At 63.6% G+C, this 14,381-nt stretch carries 13 protein-coding genes; all 13 read right to left on the minus strand.

Annotated features, from left to right (window positions below):
• Positions 1 to 47: 47 nt before the first annotated feature.
• The gene (locus tag J2739_RS13395) at positions 48 to 4,301 is read right to left on the minus strand and encodes a hypothetical protein (RefSeq protein WP_309902380.1); all 4,254 of its coding nucleotides are present in this window, start codon (positions 4,299 to 4,301) and stop codon (positions 48 to 50) included.
• 11 nt (positions 4,302 to 4,312) lie between these two features.
• Positions 4,313 to 4,825 carry a type III secretion system chaperone family protein gene (locus J2739_RS13400; protein WP_309902381.1) on the minus strand — a complete coding sequence of 171 codons (513 nt, stop codon included), beginning with the start codon at positions 4,823 to 4,825 and terminating at the stop codon, positions 4,313 to 4,315.
• A 41-nt stretch (positions 4,826 to 4,866) separates the two neighbouring features.
• Complete coding sequence (locus J2739_RS13405) at positions 4,867 to 5,313, minus strand: CesT family type III secretion system chaperone (protein WP_309902383.1); 447 nt, start codon at positions 5,311 to 5,313, stop codon at positions 4,867 to 4,869.
• 170 nt (positions 5,314 to 5,483) lie between these two features.
• Positions 5,484 to 6,806: a type III secretion system ATPase SctN gene (gene sctN, locus J2739_RS13410; protein WP_309903006.1), complete on the minus strand. Its 1,323-nt coding sequence runs from the start codon at positions 6,804 to 6,806 to the stop codon at positions 5,484 to 5,486.
• Positions 6,807 to 6,856: 50 nt separating this feature from the next.
• On the minus strand, positions 6,857 to 7,615 hold the full coding sequence (locus tag J2739_RS13415) for an HrpE/YscL family type III secretion apparatus protein (protein ID WP_309902385.1): 759 nt from the start codon (positions 7,613 to 7,615) through the stop codon (positions 6,857 to 6,859).
• The gene (locus J2739_RS13420) at positions 7,585 to 8,256 is read right to left on the minus strand and encodes a SctK family type III secretion system sorting platform protein (protein WP_309902386.1); all 672 of its coding nucleotides are present in this window, start codon (positions 8,254 to 8,256) and stop codon (positions 7,585 to 7,587) included. The genes J2739_RS13415 and J2739_RS13420 overlap by 31 nt, the downstream gene beginning before the upstream one ends.
• Positions 8,253 to 9,095 carry a type III secretion system inner membrane ring lipoprotein SctJ gene (gene sctJ / locus J2739_RS13425; protein WP_309902388.1) on the minus strand — a complete coding sequence of 281 codons (843 nt, stop codon included), beginning with the start codon at positions 9,093 to 9,095 and terminating at the stop codon, positions 8,253 to 8,255. The genes J2739_RS13420 and sctJ overlap by 4 nt, the downstream gene beginning before the upstream one ends.
• A gap of 7 nt (positions 9,096 to 9,102) precedes the next feature.
• Entirely contained in the window at positions 9,103 to 9,492 is a 390-nt protein-coding gene (gene sctI, locus J2739_RS13430; protein WP_309902390.1) for a type III secretion system inner rod subunit SctI, read from the minus strand.
• Positions 9,489 to 9,959, minus strand: coding sequence for a tetratricopeptide repeat protein (locus J2739_RS13435; protein WP_309902392.1), 471 nt, complete (start codon positions 9,957 to 9,959; stop codon positions 9,489 to 9,491). The genes sctI and J2739_RS13435 overlap by 4 nt, the downstream gene beginning before the upstream one ends.
• A complete protein-coding gene (locus tag J2739_RS13440) occupies positions 9,956 to 10,453 on the minus strand; it encodes a hypothetical protein (protein WP_309902394.1) in 498 nt (165 codons plus the stop codon). Before J2739_RS13440 ends, J2739_RS13435 begins: the two co-directional genes overlap by 4 nt.
• A gap of 7 nt (positions 10,454 to 10,460) precedes the next feature.
• Positions 10,461 to 12,593 (minus strand): coiled-coil domain-containing protein, encoded by a 2,133-nt coding sequence (locus tag J2739_RS13445; RefSeq protein WP_309902397.1) that lies wholly within the window; start codon positions 12,591 to 12,593, stop codon positions 10,461 to 10,463.
• A 15-nt stretch (positions 12,594 to 12,608) separates the two neighbouring features.
• On the minus strand, positions 12,609 to 13,856 hold the full coding sequence (gene sctE / locus J2739_RS13450; protein ID WP_309902399.1) for a type III secretion system translocon subunit SseC family protein: 1,248 nt from the start codon (positions 13,854 to 13,856) through the stop codon (positions 12,609 to 12,611).
• 3 nt (positions 13,857 to 13,859) lie between these two features.
• Entirely contained in the window at positions 13,860 to 14,378 is a 519-nt protein-coding gene (locus tag J2739_RS13455) for a SycD/LcrH family type III secretion system chaperone (RefSeq protein ID WP_309902401.1), read from the minus strand.
• Between the last annotated feature and the right edge of the window lie 3 nt (positions 14,379 to 14,381).

Here is a 14,381-nt window from a genome sequence, read left to right on the forward strand (position 1 = left end):
CGGTGAAGGCCGCGGCGCAGGGCCGCGGCCAGATCGCATCGCAGTTCTCAGTCCTCGACGAGCGGCAAGACCGCGTCGGACAGCTGAGGCAGCGGGGGCATCATCCGCATCGACGCCAGGATCGAATGTGCGGCGTGCAACTTTGCAATATGCGCACGGTTTCCTATGAATTGATCGGCATCTTCGTCCGCGCGCCGCAAAAGACGCCATGAGTTCTCCGCCTCGAGCTGATGGCAGACATCCGCCATCTGTTGCTGAGCACGAGCAACATCACTCGACTGGCCGAGCCAGTCAAACGCTATAGCGTTCGCATCTTCAAGAACAAGCTGCACTCGAGCCGAAGTGAGTCTTTCGTCAGGCTCCTGCGCTGGAACATGATAGAGAACCGTGAAAATCATGTTCTTCGCCACATCGGCATGGTCTGAACTGATCTTTTCCATGTACCACTGCAGTGCCTCTGTCGGCTCCTGCCAGGGAGTCTCGATAGGCTTGCTCGATCCAGGGTCGATGACGGAATACATGTCGCGCAATTCGTCGTAACGCAACATCACCGAGCTCCGAACCGCGCCACTGTGAGGATCGAAGGCTTCGTAGGTGACGCCGAAGGCATGCGCCCGTTGCAGCAGAGGCAAAGGGGTACCGGCCGGCTGGATGGCGTCTTGAGGACTTTCGGCTTCAGGCACGTAGCGCACCTTCGCCGTTGTCATCGGCCGCCACGCGGGTCCCTTCTGCAGCGTCATCTGCTGGGTGAACGTGGCCAGGTCCTCCATCGGCATGGCCGCGATGCGCATCGACTGATCCTGCGAGCGATCGCTCAGATGATTCTCGAAGAACAACGCGAACTCGTCCTCGCTGGTCAATGTCTCCCAGTTCCTGTTCCCGCCGAGCTCCAGTTGCAGCATGTTGCTCACGGCCAAAGAAGGAAACTTGCGATCCACGATGTGCAAAAGGCCGCGGCCCTCGTCGTCCGGCACCGAGAAGGCGGGGATCGCATTCGTGTGTCTCGTCGGATCTGGAGAGACATAGAAAACTTTCCCTTGACGCGCAACATGAACACCGCGCGATTCCTGCCATTGAAGCGCTCCGGTCGACCTTGATGGCGCGCTGGCCTGGATCGGCCGTGTCGCTGCCAGCGTGTAATCGTCTTCGTCCGGTGCCATGACGTCGTCTTCCGTTCGGAGGTCCTGGATGTCCGCCGCGTCGACCTGGGCTCTCTGCTTGCGGATCTTGCTCGCCCCCGTGTACCGGCTGTGCATGACATGGAGCTTCTGCAGCCGATCGCCCTTGTCTTTCCGCCTCCGAGTTCGGGGAGTCAGCACATCGCTTTTTTGCTCTCGGGGGCTCTGCGGACGCGAAGGACTGTTGCCCAGCGCTCTTATGTCAAGGGGCGGTACTCTCGGCGGCTCCAGGTCTTCGATCCGCCCATCCTGTGAGGAAGCGCCGAGATCGATCGTGACATCACCGCGGTCCTTGGCAGACGTGGGTGAGGCATGCTCGTGATCGAGCAGCTTTCTGAGTTTCGCGCGAAGCCGCGCGATGGCATCTTCCAGGTCGGCTTCGGTCCTGCCTTCCAGCGTTCCTTGATCCTCGTCAAAGTAGGCGCACCACGACCTCAAATTTGCGGCAAACATCTGCTCCCGCATCGCTTCTGTCAGTGTCGATCGGCGAACGAACTTCAGCTTGGGCGGCCAATCGTCCTTTTCGATTTGAGTGCCCACCAACGTGGTGTAGCCCGTGACTTCCTCTACCTGTGCGTTCTCGACCCCAATGAATGCCATGAAGTCCCGCCACGCTCCTCCAGCCAGGCTTGGCAATGGCGCGTTAACGATGGAAGGTCCTCCGGCGGCATTCTGGCGCTGCAGATTCTTGGTCGCGATGTACTCGTGGTAGGCGTGGTTCAAACCGAGCGAGAAGACCGTGCTCGCCAAGGCAAGAAGATTGCCGCCGATCTTTCCGGCCAGGATTCCTGCCGCGAGAGAATCCGCCGCCTGTTCGCTCAGGTCGCCATTCAGGATGGCGACCTCCACGCCCAGGGCAAAAAAGGATTTGATGAAGAGAAATCCGCCCGTTCCTGCGAGAACCCAGGCAAATGCCTGGCCCAGCTTTTGTGCGGCCTGGCTGGGTAGCTCGCTCCGCTGCTCGATCTTGCCCGCACGTACAAAGAGCTCCTGGTCGAGCTTTGCGTTCGCTTTCCTGATGGACTCTGCGATCTTGAGCGACGCAGGAAGGGCGAAATCGAGTGAACCCTGGAGAATCTCTTGAGTCCCCGTCGGTAAGGTGCTCCCCTCGCCCAGCAGTTTCGATGCAGTGGTCTTGTTCGCCAGGTTGATCTCATTGTCATCGTAGAGCTGGAGGATGCGGTCGACCTTTTTCATGTCCGCCGTCGAAAGCAGGCGTTGCGCCGCGACCTGCTTGATGAATTCCTTGCGAGCCTCCCGATTGTCGGGCTTCTCCAGTCTGGCAAATTCCTCCGATAAAGACTCATATGTGCAGGAAACTTCCTCTTCGAGTATTCGCTCCTCTCGCAATCCGGTTTCCTTGACTGTGACCTTGAACTTGACGCGGACCTTGACCTTCTCCGCTTCATCGTTGTCGAACGTTCCCCGATCTATCATCCAGCCGAAAAGCGCCTGGGTATAGACCAGCTTGTCGAACTGGAGCAATGACGCGAAGGTGCTCAGCCGCATCATCACAGGTCCTGTGACCGCCTTGTCGAGCTTCTTCGGATCGACCTTGCCATCCGTCCCGATGAAATTCCCTGTGCCGGTCATCGCGATGATCTGCCATTGTGTTGCCAGCTTGCTCAAGGCGTCCTTGGCGATTCCCTTCGGGTATTGCCAGGCATAAACGGCGGCCTGTACAACGCCCAGGATGGCTTGGATCTCATCTGATGTCACCAGGGCCAGTTCATTCCCGGTGATGTACTCCGCAACCTGGCCGCAGAGCTGGGTCAGCGTCGTTCCCATGAAGAAGCACGTTCTGATATCTCGAACGAAGGCTTGATTGCTCACGACATTGAGCATGCGATAGCGGAAGACCTTCATGCGTTCGAATGCGGTCTCCGTCAGCATCTTCTTCAGCGCGGGACTGGAATGCGGCGTACCGCCGGCCTTGCATTTCTGGATCGCAGCTTCTAGTTCTTCCTCAAGCACGGCCCATTGCTCGACTTGTTTAAGCAGGCGCTTGATCCGCTGCCTCTCAGGGACTCGAAGTGCAGCCCGCCCGCTCGTGATCTCGGAAAGCAGTTCCATCTTTGTCGCCAAGGGCGACTCATCGTTGAGGAGGACCCACTCGATCTTACTGGGCGGCGCCCGCTTTCCGGAGCGTTGCACGGCGCCAAGGGTTTTTGTTACTCGCGTGAGCATGGCGAGGAGCTCGCCACGCGCAACAAAGGAGCGGCCGTGGAGTTGCTGCAAACCCCGCTGGAGCTCTCCCATGTCGGCGTGCTTCAGGAGTTGGTCTACCTGTCTCAGTTCCTCGAGATCTTCGTCGACATCTGAGAGCAATCGCAACTCGCCGTCCGTGCCATCTTCCTCGATGATCTTGGAGGACACCACGTTGGGGGTCCATGTCGGATTCTCGCGCTTCTGGAGTTGGACGGCCTCGCTTTGCCAATACCCATTCTTTTGGGACGCCCAGATGGAGAGCGGCACCTGAGCGAATGGGTATGTGAAGTTCACGACATGCTTGACGACGCCTGCATGGTCGCCGGCAAACAGTGTTGCGAGGAAGCTGGCGGTGCCCCTGAGGATTGCGGGCGTTTGGGTAATACAGAACGACCTCACCGAAGGCTGCGCGTAGGCCCAGGCTCCCTGCTCGACCGCAGTCTGGACCGTGGGACTCCAATCGTTTGTCCCAGGGTCAAGCATGCCAAAGGCGTCCGCAAGCATGGTCCCCAGCTTCTGGAAGTGCGGCGCCAACTCCTCAGGTGGGGCGCCTTGGTCCTTGAGTTCCATGATCTCTGCTCGGAACTCGACATAGTTGTCGATGCTCCGCTTGAACTCGGGATCGCCAGGACCACCCGTTGTCGGGTCGTGATATTTTTTTCCCCAATGGTTCACCTCGTTGCTGAATACATTCGCAAATTCTTTCTCGAGGTTCACTCGAACACTCATTGGCGGGAGTTCCGGTGATTCTGGTAAAAATTCTCGCGGTGTCTCCTGGCCATGGACTCGGACAGAGGTCAGCTCATAGTCGTCTCCAAGGAATTCGGTCTTGCCCTTTGGTTTCTCCGAGAGAGGTCTATTGAAGCTCGTATCGATGCGGGGAAGGTCGAATTTCCTGTTGGAACTCTTATTCATTCCTGGTTTCCTTAGATTTGTAGAAGCAGCGAGGATCTGCTCAATGCAGGAAGCGGCTCGGAGGTGAGTGCGAATTCCTCGCGCAAGAGCATTGTTTGAAGGCCGGCTTCGATCACTTCCGACGCCAACATGTCGACGTCGAGCGAATCGAGTGCATACGCCGAGCTGCGAATGATCTTCTTGGTCGCCGGGTCGAGTGCGTAGATGGGAGACCGATGGACGTCGTTCGCGCGATTCATGGCCAGCAGCTTGCGGTAGCAATCGATCTTCGATGCCGGCGGGGCGATCCCGCACAGGGACTCGAAGAGCAGACAGGCGCTGAGTGGAGCCTCCAGTGAATGAAGAAAGGTGAATTCCTGTGCGCCGATGCACAAGGTCACCGCCATGCTCTCCGCAATGCGCCAAGCGGCCGTGTCGGGCCCGCTCGTGTCGTCGAGAGGCCATCTGCCGCCGAGGCGGGCCGGCAATAGGGTCAGCATTGCGATCACATGGTCGCGCGCCGCGTGAGCTGGGGCAGGATTCATTCAGTCTCCGGGTTTGTTATGCATGCGGGGAGCACAGGACCTCAGTGCAGCGTGACCGAGTACACCGCCCGCCACTCGTGCGCCAGCCGCGCCAGGTCCCGAAGTGCCTCCGAAATGTTTTCCGACGTCGCGCCGTGAAGCGACACGAAGCAGCTGTAGACCAGATGATTGAGCGACTCGTCGATCCCGAGCACGCCCGAGCCGGAGCGCGCCATGTCCAGGTTCAGCACGAGCGCATGTTGGAGTGCATCCGCGATCTGATCCATCACCAGTGGGCCGAAATGGCATTGCACCAGGAAGCGGTCGGCCGTGGCGCCCATCCCCTCCAGATGCGTCATCTCGAACAGGACGCCGTCCATGTGGAACTTCATGCCGAGGGGCGAGTCGGGGTCGTCCTGGAAACTGGCCGCAGGCTTGCCGGCCTGCCGTCGCAGGTCCAGTGCGAGGTCGATGAACTGGCTGCGCCAGGGGCTTGTTGCGTCGGACATGGAACTCCTCGTGAGAGATGCTGTATGGATGGGCGGAGCGGATGGCTCCGCACTCGCAAGACGACCTCCGGCGGAAAGATCAAATCTTGCGCAAATCTTGAGTAACGGCGAGATTGGCCGGGTTCCCGACCCCGCTCTAATTCGGGGCTCCCGTGCCCCGCGGCTGGGCATCAAGCGCCCGATCCCAACGCCTTCAACCGCTTCAGCATGTCCCCGAAGTCGGTGTGTTCGTCCGTCGGCTGCCGCAGGAAGTCGCGGATCGCGTCGTGGCGGTCGATGGCGAGGTCCGCGATGCGGTCCGCGCCCTTCTTGTATTCCCCCACCTTCAGCAGCAGCTCGATGTCCTGGTACTTGGCCATGAGCTCGCGCACCTTCCCGGCGGCGGCCCTGTGCTCGGGCGTGATCAGGGCGTTCATCACCCGCGATGCCGAGGCCAGCACGTCGATGGCCGGGTAGTGGTTGGCGGCGCCGAGCTTGCGCGAGAGGATGATGTGGCCGTCCAGGATCGAGCGCGCCTCGTCGGCCACGGGCTCGGTCATGTCGTCGCCCTCCACCAGCACCGTGTACAGGGCGGTGATCGAGCCCTTCTCGTTGGTTCCCGCGCGCTCCATCAACTGCGGCAGTGTCGCGAAGACGCTGGGCGGAAAGCCGCGGCGCGTGGGCGGCTCGCCCGCGGCAAGGCCGATCTCGCGCTGAGCCCGCGCGAAGCGGGTGATCGAATCCATCAGCAGGAGCACCCGCTTGCCCTGGTCGCGGAAGTACTCCGCGATGGCGGTGGCGACGTAGGCCGCGCGCGCGCGCTCCATGGACGACCGGTCGGAGGTGGCGCAGACGATCACCGCGTGCGCCATGCCTTCGGGCCCGAGGTCGCGTTCGAGGAATTCGCGCACCTCGCGCCCGCGTTCGCCGATCAGGGCGACCACCGTCACGTCCACGTCGGCGCCTTTGACCAGCATGGCCATGAGCGTGGACTTGCCGCCGCCCGCCGCAGCGAAGATGCCCATGCGCTGTCCTTCGCCGCAGGTGAGCAGGCCGTCGAGCGCGCGAACACCCATCGGGAGCGCTTCGCTGATCACGCGGCGCTTCAGCGGGTCGGGAGCGGGGCCGTAGACCGGGTATTGCTTGCTGACGAGCAGCGGGCCTTTCTGCGCCACGTCGATCGGCTGGCCCAGCCCGTCGAGCACGCGGCCGAGCAGGGCATTGCCGACAGGGACCATCTGCTCCCGCCCAGTCGGAAAGACTTCGGTGTCGCCGGAGATGCCTTGGGTGCCGGTGGACGGCACCAGGAGTGCCGTTCCCTTGGAGAAGCCGACCACTTCGGCCTGCACCTCCAGGTCGTCGCCGGGATTGCGCAGAATGCAGACCTCGCCCATGCGCACGGTGGGCACCACGGCCTTGACGATCGTGCCCACGACCTGCACCACGCGCCCGCGGATCTTGACCGTCGCGGTCTGGGCGACGGCGCCGCGCAGCGTTCGTGCGATGTAGCCCAGTTCGCTGGGCGTGCGCGCGGGAGGCAGCTGGAAGAGGGAGTCGCCCGTGCTCACGGACGCTCCACGCCGTCCGTTGCACGCGCCCAGGGCTCGTCTTCCTCTTGCGCTTCCGCGTTGTCGTCGGGCGCTGATGCGCCTTCGTCGTCTTCGTCCGCGTCGCGATCGGCGAACGCGGGGTCCGCTTCGAGCTCCGGCTTCGGCGCGAACACGCCCACCAGCGTCTCCCGCAGTATCTCGACCTGGCCGGCCAGGCTCGCCTCGACGATGCCGATGTCGGACTCGACGATGCACGCGTCCAGGGCGACTTTCGCGTCCGGATGCACGTCGATCTGGGCCACGGAGGGAAACTGCCGCCGCAGCGCGTCGAGCTGTCCGCGCACGTGGTCCACCTGCGAGGGATGCACGCGCAGGCTGAGGTTCTTCTGGCTGCGCACCAGGTCGAGGCAGTTGCGCACCACGGTCGAGACGCGGTCGCGGTCGCTGAAGTCGCTCACCACCTTGCGCACCGCGTCCAGCACCAGGTCGACCATTTCGGCTTCGACGCGGCCGTAGTATTGCGCCGTCTGCGAGACGATCTCGACCATGTTGCCGCTCTGCTCCAGCCGAGCCGATTCGCTGCCTTCACGGTAACCGCGCTCGCGCTCGGCGTGATAGGCCTCCTGCGCCGACTGCAGGATCTCCGCCTTTCGGCGCAGCGCTTCCTCCACCGCCTGCCTGGCCTCCTTGTACGCCCAGAAGTCCTGGGCCTTGATGACCTTGCCGGAAAGGTCGAGGCGGCTCAGTGAAGATTCTTCGCGAGCAATGAACACCAGCGGGGCTCCACGATGGACAGGACGGACGATGCGAGGCGCATCGCGGCGGTGGGGTCGGCGTCGCACGGGCTGTCGGCGTCCTTGCGCGGCATCTTCAGCAGAAAGCGGCGTGTCACAGGCTCCGGCCAGGTCTGTGCGGCGCGCGCGAGCCAGCGCAGTCCCACCGACTCGGCGGTGAGCGCGCGGTCGATCGCCGTGTCGAGGCCCGGCTTGACCGGCAGCAGGCTTGCCGAGCGCTGCGCAAACTCGAAGGGGGCGGCCGAAAGCCATTCGCGCCACGCCAGCACGTCTTCACGCAGCAGGCAGCGCCGCACCTGCGCGGACGACGCGACCGCCGTGATGTGGAGGGCAAGCTGGCGCAGTGCCTTTGCCTGGAGCAGGGCGATGGGCCACTCGGCGCCCTGGCGCCTGCCAGTGCAGGGCCGCAAGTCGAGCGTGCGCGTGATGTGGCGGGACAGATGCCGGCGGGCTCGGGCGTTGTCCCACAGACGTTCGGGCAAGGGCGGGGGAGTGAACTCCTCGCGGCGCGACGCGTTCACGTACTCGGCCGGCCACTGATCGAACTCATGGAGCCGCAGGCGCATCTCCGCCAGCTCCCGGGTCAGGCGCTTGGGCGCGGAGGCGGGGGCGGGCTTCATGTCGGCTCGGTTCCGCCCGGGTCTGTCCGGACCGCCTCGACGGCGGCGCCCTGCGTGCGCGTCCGCCGCCCACGCCACCCCGCGAAGGCGCCCGCGGCAAGCGCGCAGGCGGCCAGGACCACGGCCCCGGCCAGTGGAAGCCACCAGGCCCGCAGATCGCCGATGATGCTGCTCTCGATCCCATTGGCGCTCGCGGTGAGCGGGCGTTGCGCGCCGCCGCTGTTGCCGCTGCCATTGATGCCGTTGCCATTGCTCACCCGGGGCCCTGCGGCCACCAGCACCACGGTCACCTTGTCGGCCTGCAGGCCGGGAATGCTGCTGGCAACCAGCCGGCGAATCTGAGGCGTGGCGTCTTCCAGGTTGGCGCCGCGGCGGTACTTCACGAACACCGCGGCCGACGACGGCATCGCCGGGTCGCTGCCGGCGCTGCGCTCGGGCAGCACCACGTGCACGCGCGCGCGGACGACGCCATCGATCTGCGAAATCGTCTCCGACAGCTCCTGCGAGAGCGCCCAGAGGTAGCGCGCCCGTTCCTCCAGCGGCGAGGAGATCAGGCCTTCCTTGCGAAACACGTCCCCCATGTTGCTGCGGCGCTCGCGCGGAAGGCCTTCGGCATTCAGGTACGCAATGGCCCGCGCGACGGAAGGCTGGGTGACCTCGAGGTTGACGCCCTCTTTGCCCGGGACCTTGCGGGCATCGATGCCCGTCTCCTTCAAGGCCGCAAGCACCTCGTTGGCATCGCGCTCGCTCATGTTGGCAAAGAGCTGGACGGCGCCTTCGCACCCGGCCAGCACCAGCGCCACGAGGGTGCATGTCAATGTGCGCAGGATCGCGTGCATGCCGACCCTATTGCAGTTTGGTCAGCTGGTCGACGTGCTGCGCGGCTTTCTGCACCGTCCTGCTGACCAGTTCCACCTGCATCGACGTGTTGATGAGGTCGAACTGCAGCTTCACGAGATCCCACGCACCGAGGTTCGACGGCCCCTTGCCGAGGACGTCCTTCATCTCGACCGACATCTGCGCGTAGTTCTCTCCGATGAGCCGTACCGAGTCGAAGAAGGACCCGGGCTCGATGCCGTTCACGCTCGTCACCAGGGGCGCGGGCGGGGCGTGCGCACCCATGGCCTCGGCGAAGCGCGCGACGTCCGCGGCGGGCGCGGGCCCCAGCAAGGGCTCGTCCAGCCGGGCTGCGGGAAGGGTGCCCTGGGCCATCAGTGAAGTGATCTCGCCGGTCATGCTTCGCTCCTCGAGTTCTCGATGTGTGGATGAGCTGTCCCCAGCCGGGCCGCGGATTGCGGGGGATGCAGCAAGCCGAGCGCCATGCGTACGTAGGGCTGATCGCCACGGCCTGCGGCCCGCTCGCGATCCACCATCGGCTCCAGCACCCTGCGGGCTTCGGCGCCTCGGCCGGCCTCCGTCAGCGCCAGGCCAAGGAAGGCGCAGAGCTCCGGGTCGCCGGGGTGCTCGCGCAGCGCTTCGTCGCGCAGGAAGCGTGCCGCTTCGGCATGGCGGCCGGCCCCCATGTCCGCCAGGGCGAGCCCGACGAAGGGGAGGACCGCGTCCGGCCGCACCACCCGCAATGCCTTGAAGAGCGCGGTGGCCGCGCCCTGCTGATTCGACTGCGCTGCGTAGAAGCCGATCTGCGCGATCAGCTGAAGGTCCTCGCGGCTCAGCGGGAAGGCGGTCGCGGCGGCGTTGTTCATGACGCGGGCCTTTCGAGCAGTTCGCGAAAGCCTTCGGCACGCCATGACGAGATGGCGTCAGCGTGTTCCCGCGCCAGGGCTTCGACGCGCGCCAGAAGCTCCGCGGCCTCGGCCCTGCGTTCCATGAGCATCATCGCCTCGACCTGCAGGAGCCCGCATTCGAGGGACGCGGGATCGAGCTCGAAGGCGCGGCCCAAGGCCTCCACGGCGAATGCGAAGTCGTTCTTGCGCCGGCGGCAGATGCCCACGGCGTGCCAGTACTTCGCGCAGTTCGGGCGCAGCGCGATGAGCATCCCGAACAGGCGGTCGGCGCGGTCGATGCTCCCTTGCTGCAGCAGGTTGTAGGCGGTGGCGTAGACGCTGTTGATCTGCGCCTCGGAAAGCCGCCTCGACATCGCCTGCAGCCGCTGCTGCAGGTCGCGCAGCAGCGTGCCCAGGTCGACCGGTGCGTCGGGAGCGGTGGGGCGGGCGGCCGTGCTTGAATCGGAGATCATCCGCGCCTCACATCCTCTCCGCGATCTTCTGGTTCAGCTTGGCGTTGTCGAGCAGGAGGCCATTCAAGGTCTGCCTTGACTCGCTCACGCCGGAATACATGTTGTCCGCGAAGGTGTTGTAGATGCCTTGGGCGATCTGCAGGATCTCGAACTCGCGGCCGACGAACTGCGCGTCGGCGCGCCCATCGGCGGCGTCCAGCGTGTAGAAGGCCTTCCCCACCTCCAAGCTGCCGGACATCATCTTCCCGATCGCATCGAATCCGGTGCGGTAAGCGGCCGCCTTCTCCACCGCGATCCTGTTCGCATCGGCCTTCTCGTTGGCGACACTGAAGTCTTCATCGAGTTGCTTCTGCTGCGCACTCAGCTTCTCGCTCTCGCTTTTCTGCTTGACCACCAGATCGGATTTCTCCCGGTTGACCTTGTTCCTGGCCACCTCCAGCTCGGATTCCTGCTGTTTGGCGCGGCTCTGCGTGGCATCGAGCTTTTCGTACTCGCTGAACTCGAGTTCCTTGGACTCGAGCTCCTGGCTTTCGGTCTGCAGGGCCTTGGCTTCCGATCTGCGATCCGCCTGAGCCATGGACAGCTCCTTGTCCTTGTCCTGCATCCTGGTCGCCAGCTCCCTCTGCTTGGCTGTCGCGGCAGCCAGCAGCGCAGGAGGCCCGTTCTTGTACTGTTCGACTTCCCGGTCGGCCGCGTCAAGGTCGACCTTGCAGCGGTCGACCTCGGATTGCAGTTGGTCTGCCTTGTTCTTGAGTGCATCCACCTTCTGGGCTCGCACTTTCACGGTGGCGGCGAGGTCATCGCGCTGCGCCTTGATGGCAGCAGCCGGCACCAACCCATCCAGCTTGGCGTCGATCTTGACCTTCTTGGCCTTCAGGTCCGCAATCTCCGTGTTCTTGTCGTCCAGCTCCTGCCTGAACTTCTCCTTCTCGGCGGAAAGCGCCGCCCTCTCGTTCAGTATCCGTTCGTTCGCGCTCTCGGCGCTCTTGTCCCCGCTTTTGAGTCGCTTGTGCGTGTCGCTCGCCTCGGCGTCCAGGCGTGCCTGCCTGGCATCGACATCGGCGGCCTTGGATTCGAGCGTGGTTTTCTCTTCCTGCTTCGCTGCAATCTCATCCGCCACTGCGTCGCTCTCGCGCTCGAGACATTTCGCGACGGCGACAGGATGGTCGATGGTCTCCTGATCGATCAGGGTGCTCCGCTCGGCCTCCAGCTGGTCGATCTCGTCCCGCTGGGCGTGGCGTTGGCTTTCGAGGTGTGCACGGTAGAAGTCCGGATCGACGCCGTCCTCGCAGCCTTGTTCGTCCAGATCCTTCAAGGCCTGCGACGTCTTACGCTCTTCTTCCTTGGCGGCTTTGAGTCTTGCGTCGACGTCCGCCAACTTGGCCTTGGCGGCTTCGTTCTCGTCGCACTGCTGCTGGTCGTTCTTGTCGGTCAGAAGCTTTTCGCGCAGCTTGCTGACCTCCTCCCTGGTCTTCTTGACGTTGGCCGCATCTTGATCGAGCTTCGTCTTCTTCGCTGCGATGGTGTACATCGCGGTGTTGAATTCCTGGTCGCTTTCGGCGCGCGTCTTCGCAAGCTTCTCCTGTTCCAGACGCAGCTTCTCCTGATCGCGCTTGCCGGCGGTGGCAGCTTTGTCGCCTTTGTACATTTGCCTGAAGCTCGCTGCCCCCGCGAACCCGCCGGCCGCGCCGCCGACGATGCCGGCAACGGCGCCTGCAATATCGGCGTTCCACTGGGACTGGTTGGCCGCCTTGGTGGTATGCATTTCTTCGACCGCCTTGGTCATCATCTGCTCCACCTCGGAGCGGCTCAACTCCATGCCCATCTGGCGCATTTCCTGTTCCGCCCTCAGGCAGACGAGCATGGCCATGGCAATGATGCTGGCAACGTCGATGCCCAGTCTTTTGAGCGTGTCGTCGTCGAGCATCGACAACGGACCGTCGGGCACGGGCGGCATGTGCGGAAGGCTCTTGTAGGCGGAGGCGGGGTACCTCGCCAGGATGGTGACGAAGGTCTCGAGAGACGCCTTGTCGCCGCTCGCGGCAAGCTGAGCCAGGCTGAGCAGGTCGCTGGGAGCGATCGCGGCGGGATCGACCGCGTAGTCTTTGCCTGAAACGGAAAAGGTCACTGAGTAGGTCATTGGGGATATCCTTGATTAGTTGGCCTGAACGATCCTGCGCGCGATCGACTCGTTCAGGTCGCCGGCTTCCTTGATCTGCTGGGTCATGGCCTCGGTGGTACTGGTCAGGTCCTGCATGAGGTGCTTGCACGCGGTTTGCAGCTCGCGCATGATGAGCAGGGCCACCTTCATCTTCTTCTCGTAGTAGAACTGCTCGGCGCGCGCATTGGAGCTTTCGAGCTGCACATTGGCGCCATGGATGGCGTAGCCGCCACTGGTGATGTCACCCGCGGCGCCCAGGACCTCGTTGACCGACGAAACGGCTTCGGCCCCGCGGCCCACGCGTTCCCAGGTCTTGTTGCCGGCTTCGATGCCGAGGCGGACGGACTTCGTGGTCTTCTCGACGGCATCCGCGACGCTCTTCCCGGCGTTGACCATGCCCCGGATTCCGCAGGCGATCATGGCAACGGCCAGGCCGGCCTCGATGGCGACCGTCACGGCCATTCTTTCGGTGGACATCTGCTCGTCCGACATGACCCTCGCCGCGGGATTTTTTTCGAGGGCGGCCTTCACTTCGGCATCCGTCATGATCTTGCCGTGCGCGTCGATGACGTGGCCTTTGCCATCGTTGCGGAGGATGGTGCCGTCGGCAACGGCCTTGGCCTGCGTCATTTCCACGGCCAGGCCCCAGGAGAAATTCAGGTCGTGGTTGGCGCCGGTTGCGTCCTGGACCTTGACCCCGTGCCCATCCAACGTGGCTTGCTTACAGGCAGTGTTGGCCAGGCTTTGCACGGCCATGATCACCCCGGTGACGGCAACGGCCACCAGGAGCCCGCCGGTCGCCACCGCGGCGCCGATGGCGGCAAATACGGCGCCGATGACCCCCGCGACGGCGGCGATCCACTCACCGATCATCGCCTTGTCGGCCGCTTCCTTCGCTTCCTTGGCTTTCGCTTCGGCCTTTTTTTGTTCTTCCTGCGCCTTGTCGAAGTCGGACTTCCTCTGCATCCTGTTGTTGTCGATGGAGTCGAGATTGGTCTGGGTCTGAAGAGCGGTGAAGGTGTTCTGCATCGAGGTGATCAGGCAGGAGAGTGCGCCGATGTCGAGTTCCGCCGGCTCGAGCTGGGGAGGCTTCCACGCCTGCATCCATTGGCTGGCGCTTCCGTCCGGAACGTTCGAAAGCGACAGCAATGGCGCCTTGGGAATGATCGGAGGCGAGTCCAACGAGGCCCAGAGGCCGCTGATATTCGCTGTGAGCCAGAGGTCAGGTGTTTCCATGGCCATGGGTCAGGTCCTTTCTTCCATTGAATGCTTGGGCGCGGCCTCGGGATCGCGGCTGCCGAGCAGCGCCAACATGGCTTCGAGTCGGGCGACGTGGTGGTTGTGGTGGGCGTGCGCGCGCGCCTGGACGATGGCGTAGTCGAGCGCCTTGCGCGCCTGGGGACGTTCCCCGCGCGCCAGATGGCACTCGGCGATGTGCATGACCGGCGCCGGATCGGTCAGGTCGAGCATGGAAGCAATGCCGTAGTACTTGAGGGCGTCCGCATGCTGCAGCTGCATCTGCAGGCAGGCGGCCATGCCCATGTGGTAGCGGCGGTCCCAGTGGTCGCAGATCACCAGAAAGCCGAAGAAGCGCATGGCGTCGGTGTACTTGCCCTGCGCGTAGTGCGTGTACGCGAGGTGGTACATGACTTTCTGCGCTTCGGGCGACTGATCGAGCAAAGCGCCCAGCGTTTCCCCCGAGGCCAGATGCTTCAGCAGTGGCTCGACCGTGTCCGGGTCGAATCGTTCGGGGTCGAAGCGCATCGA

Source organism: Variovorax soli, assembly GCF_031454625.1.
Taxonomy (GTDB): Bacteria; Pseudomonadota; Gammaproteobacteria; order Burkholderiales; family Burkholderiaceae_C; genus Variovorax; species Variovorax soli_A.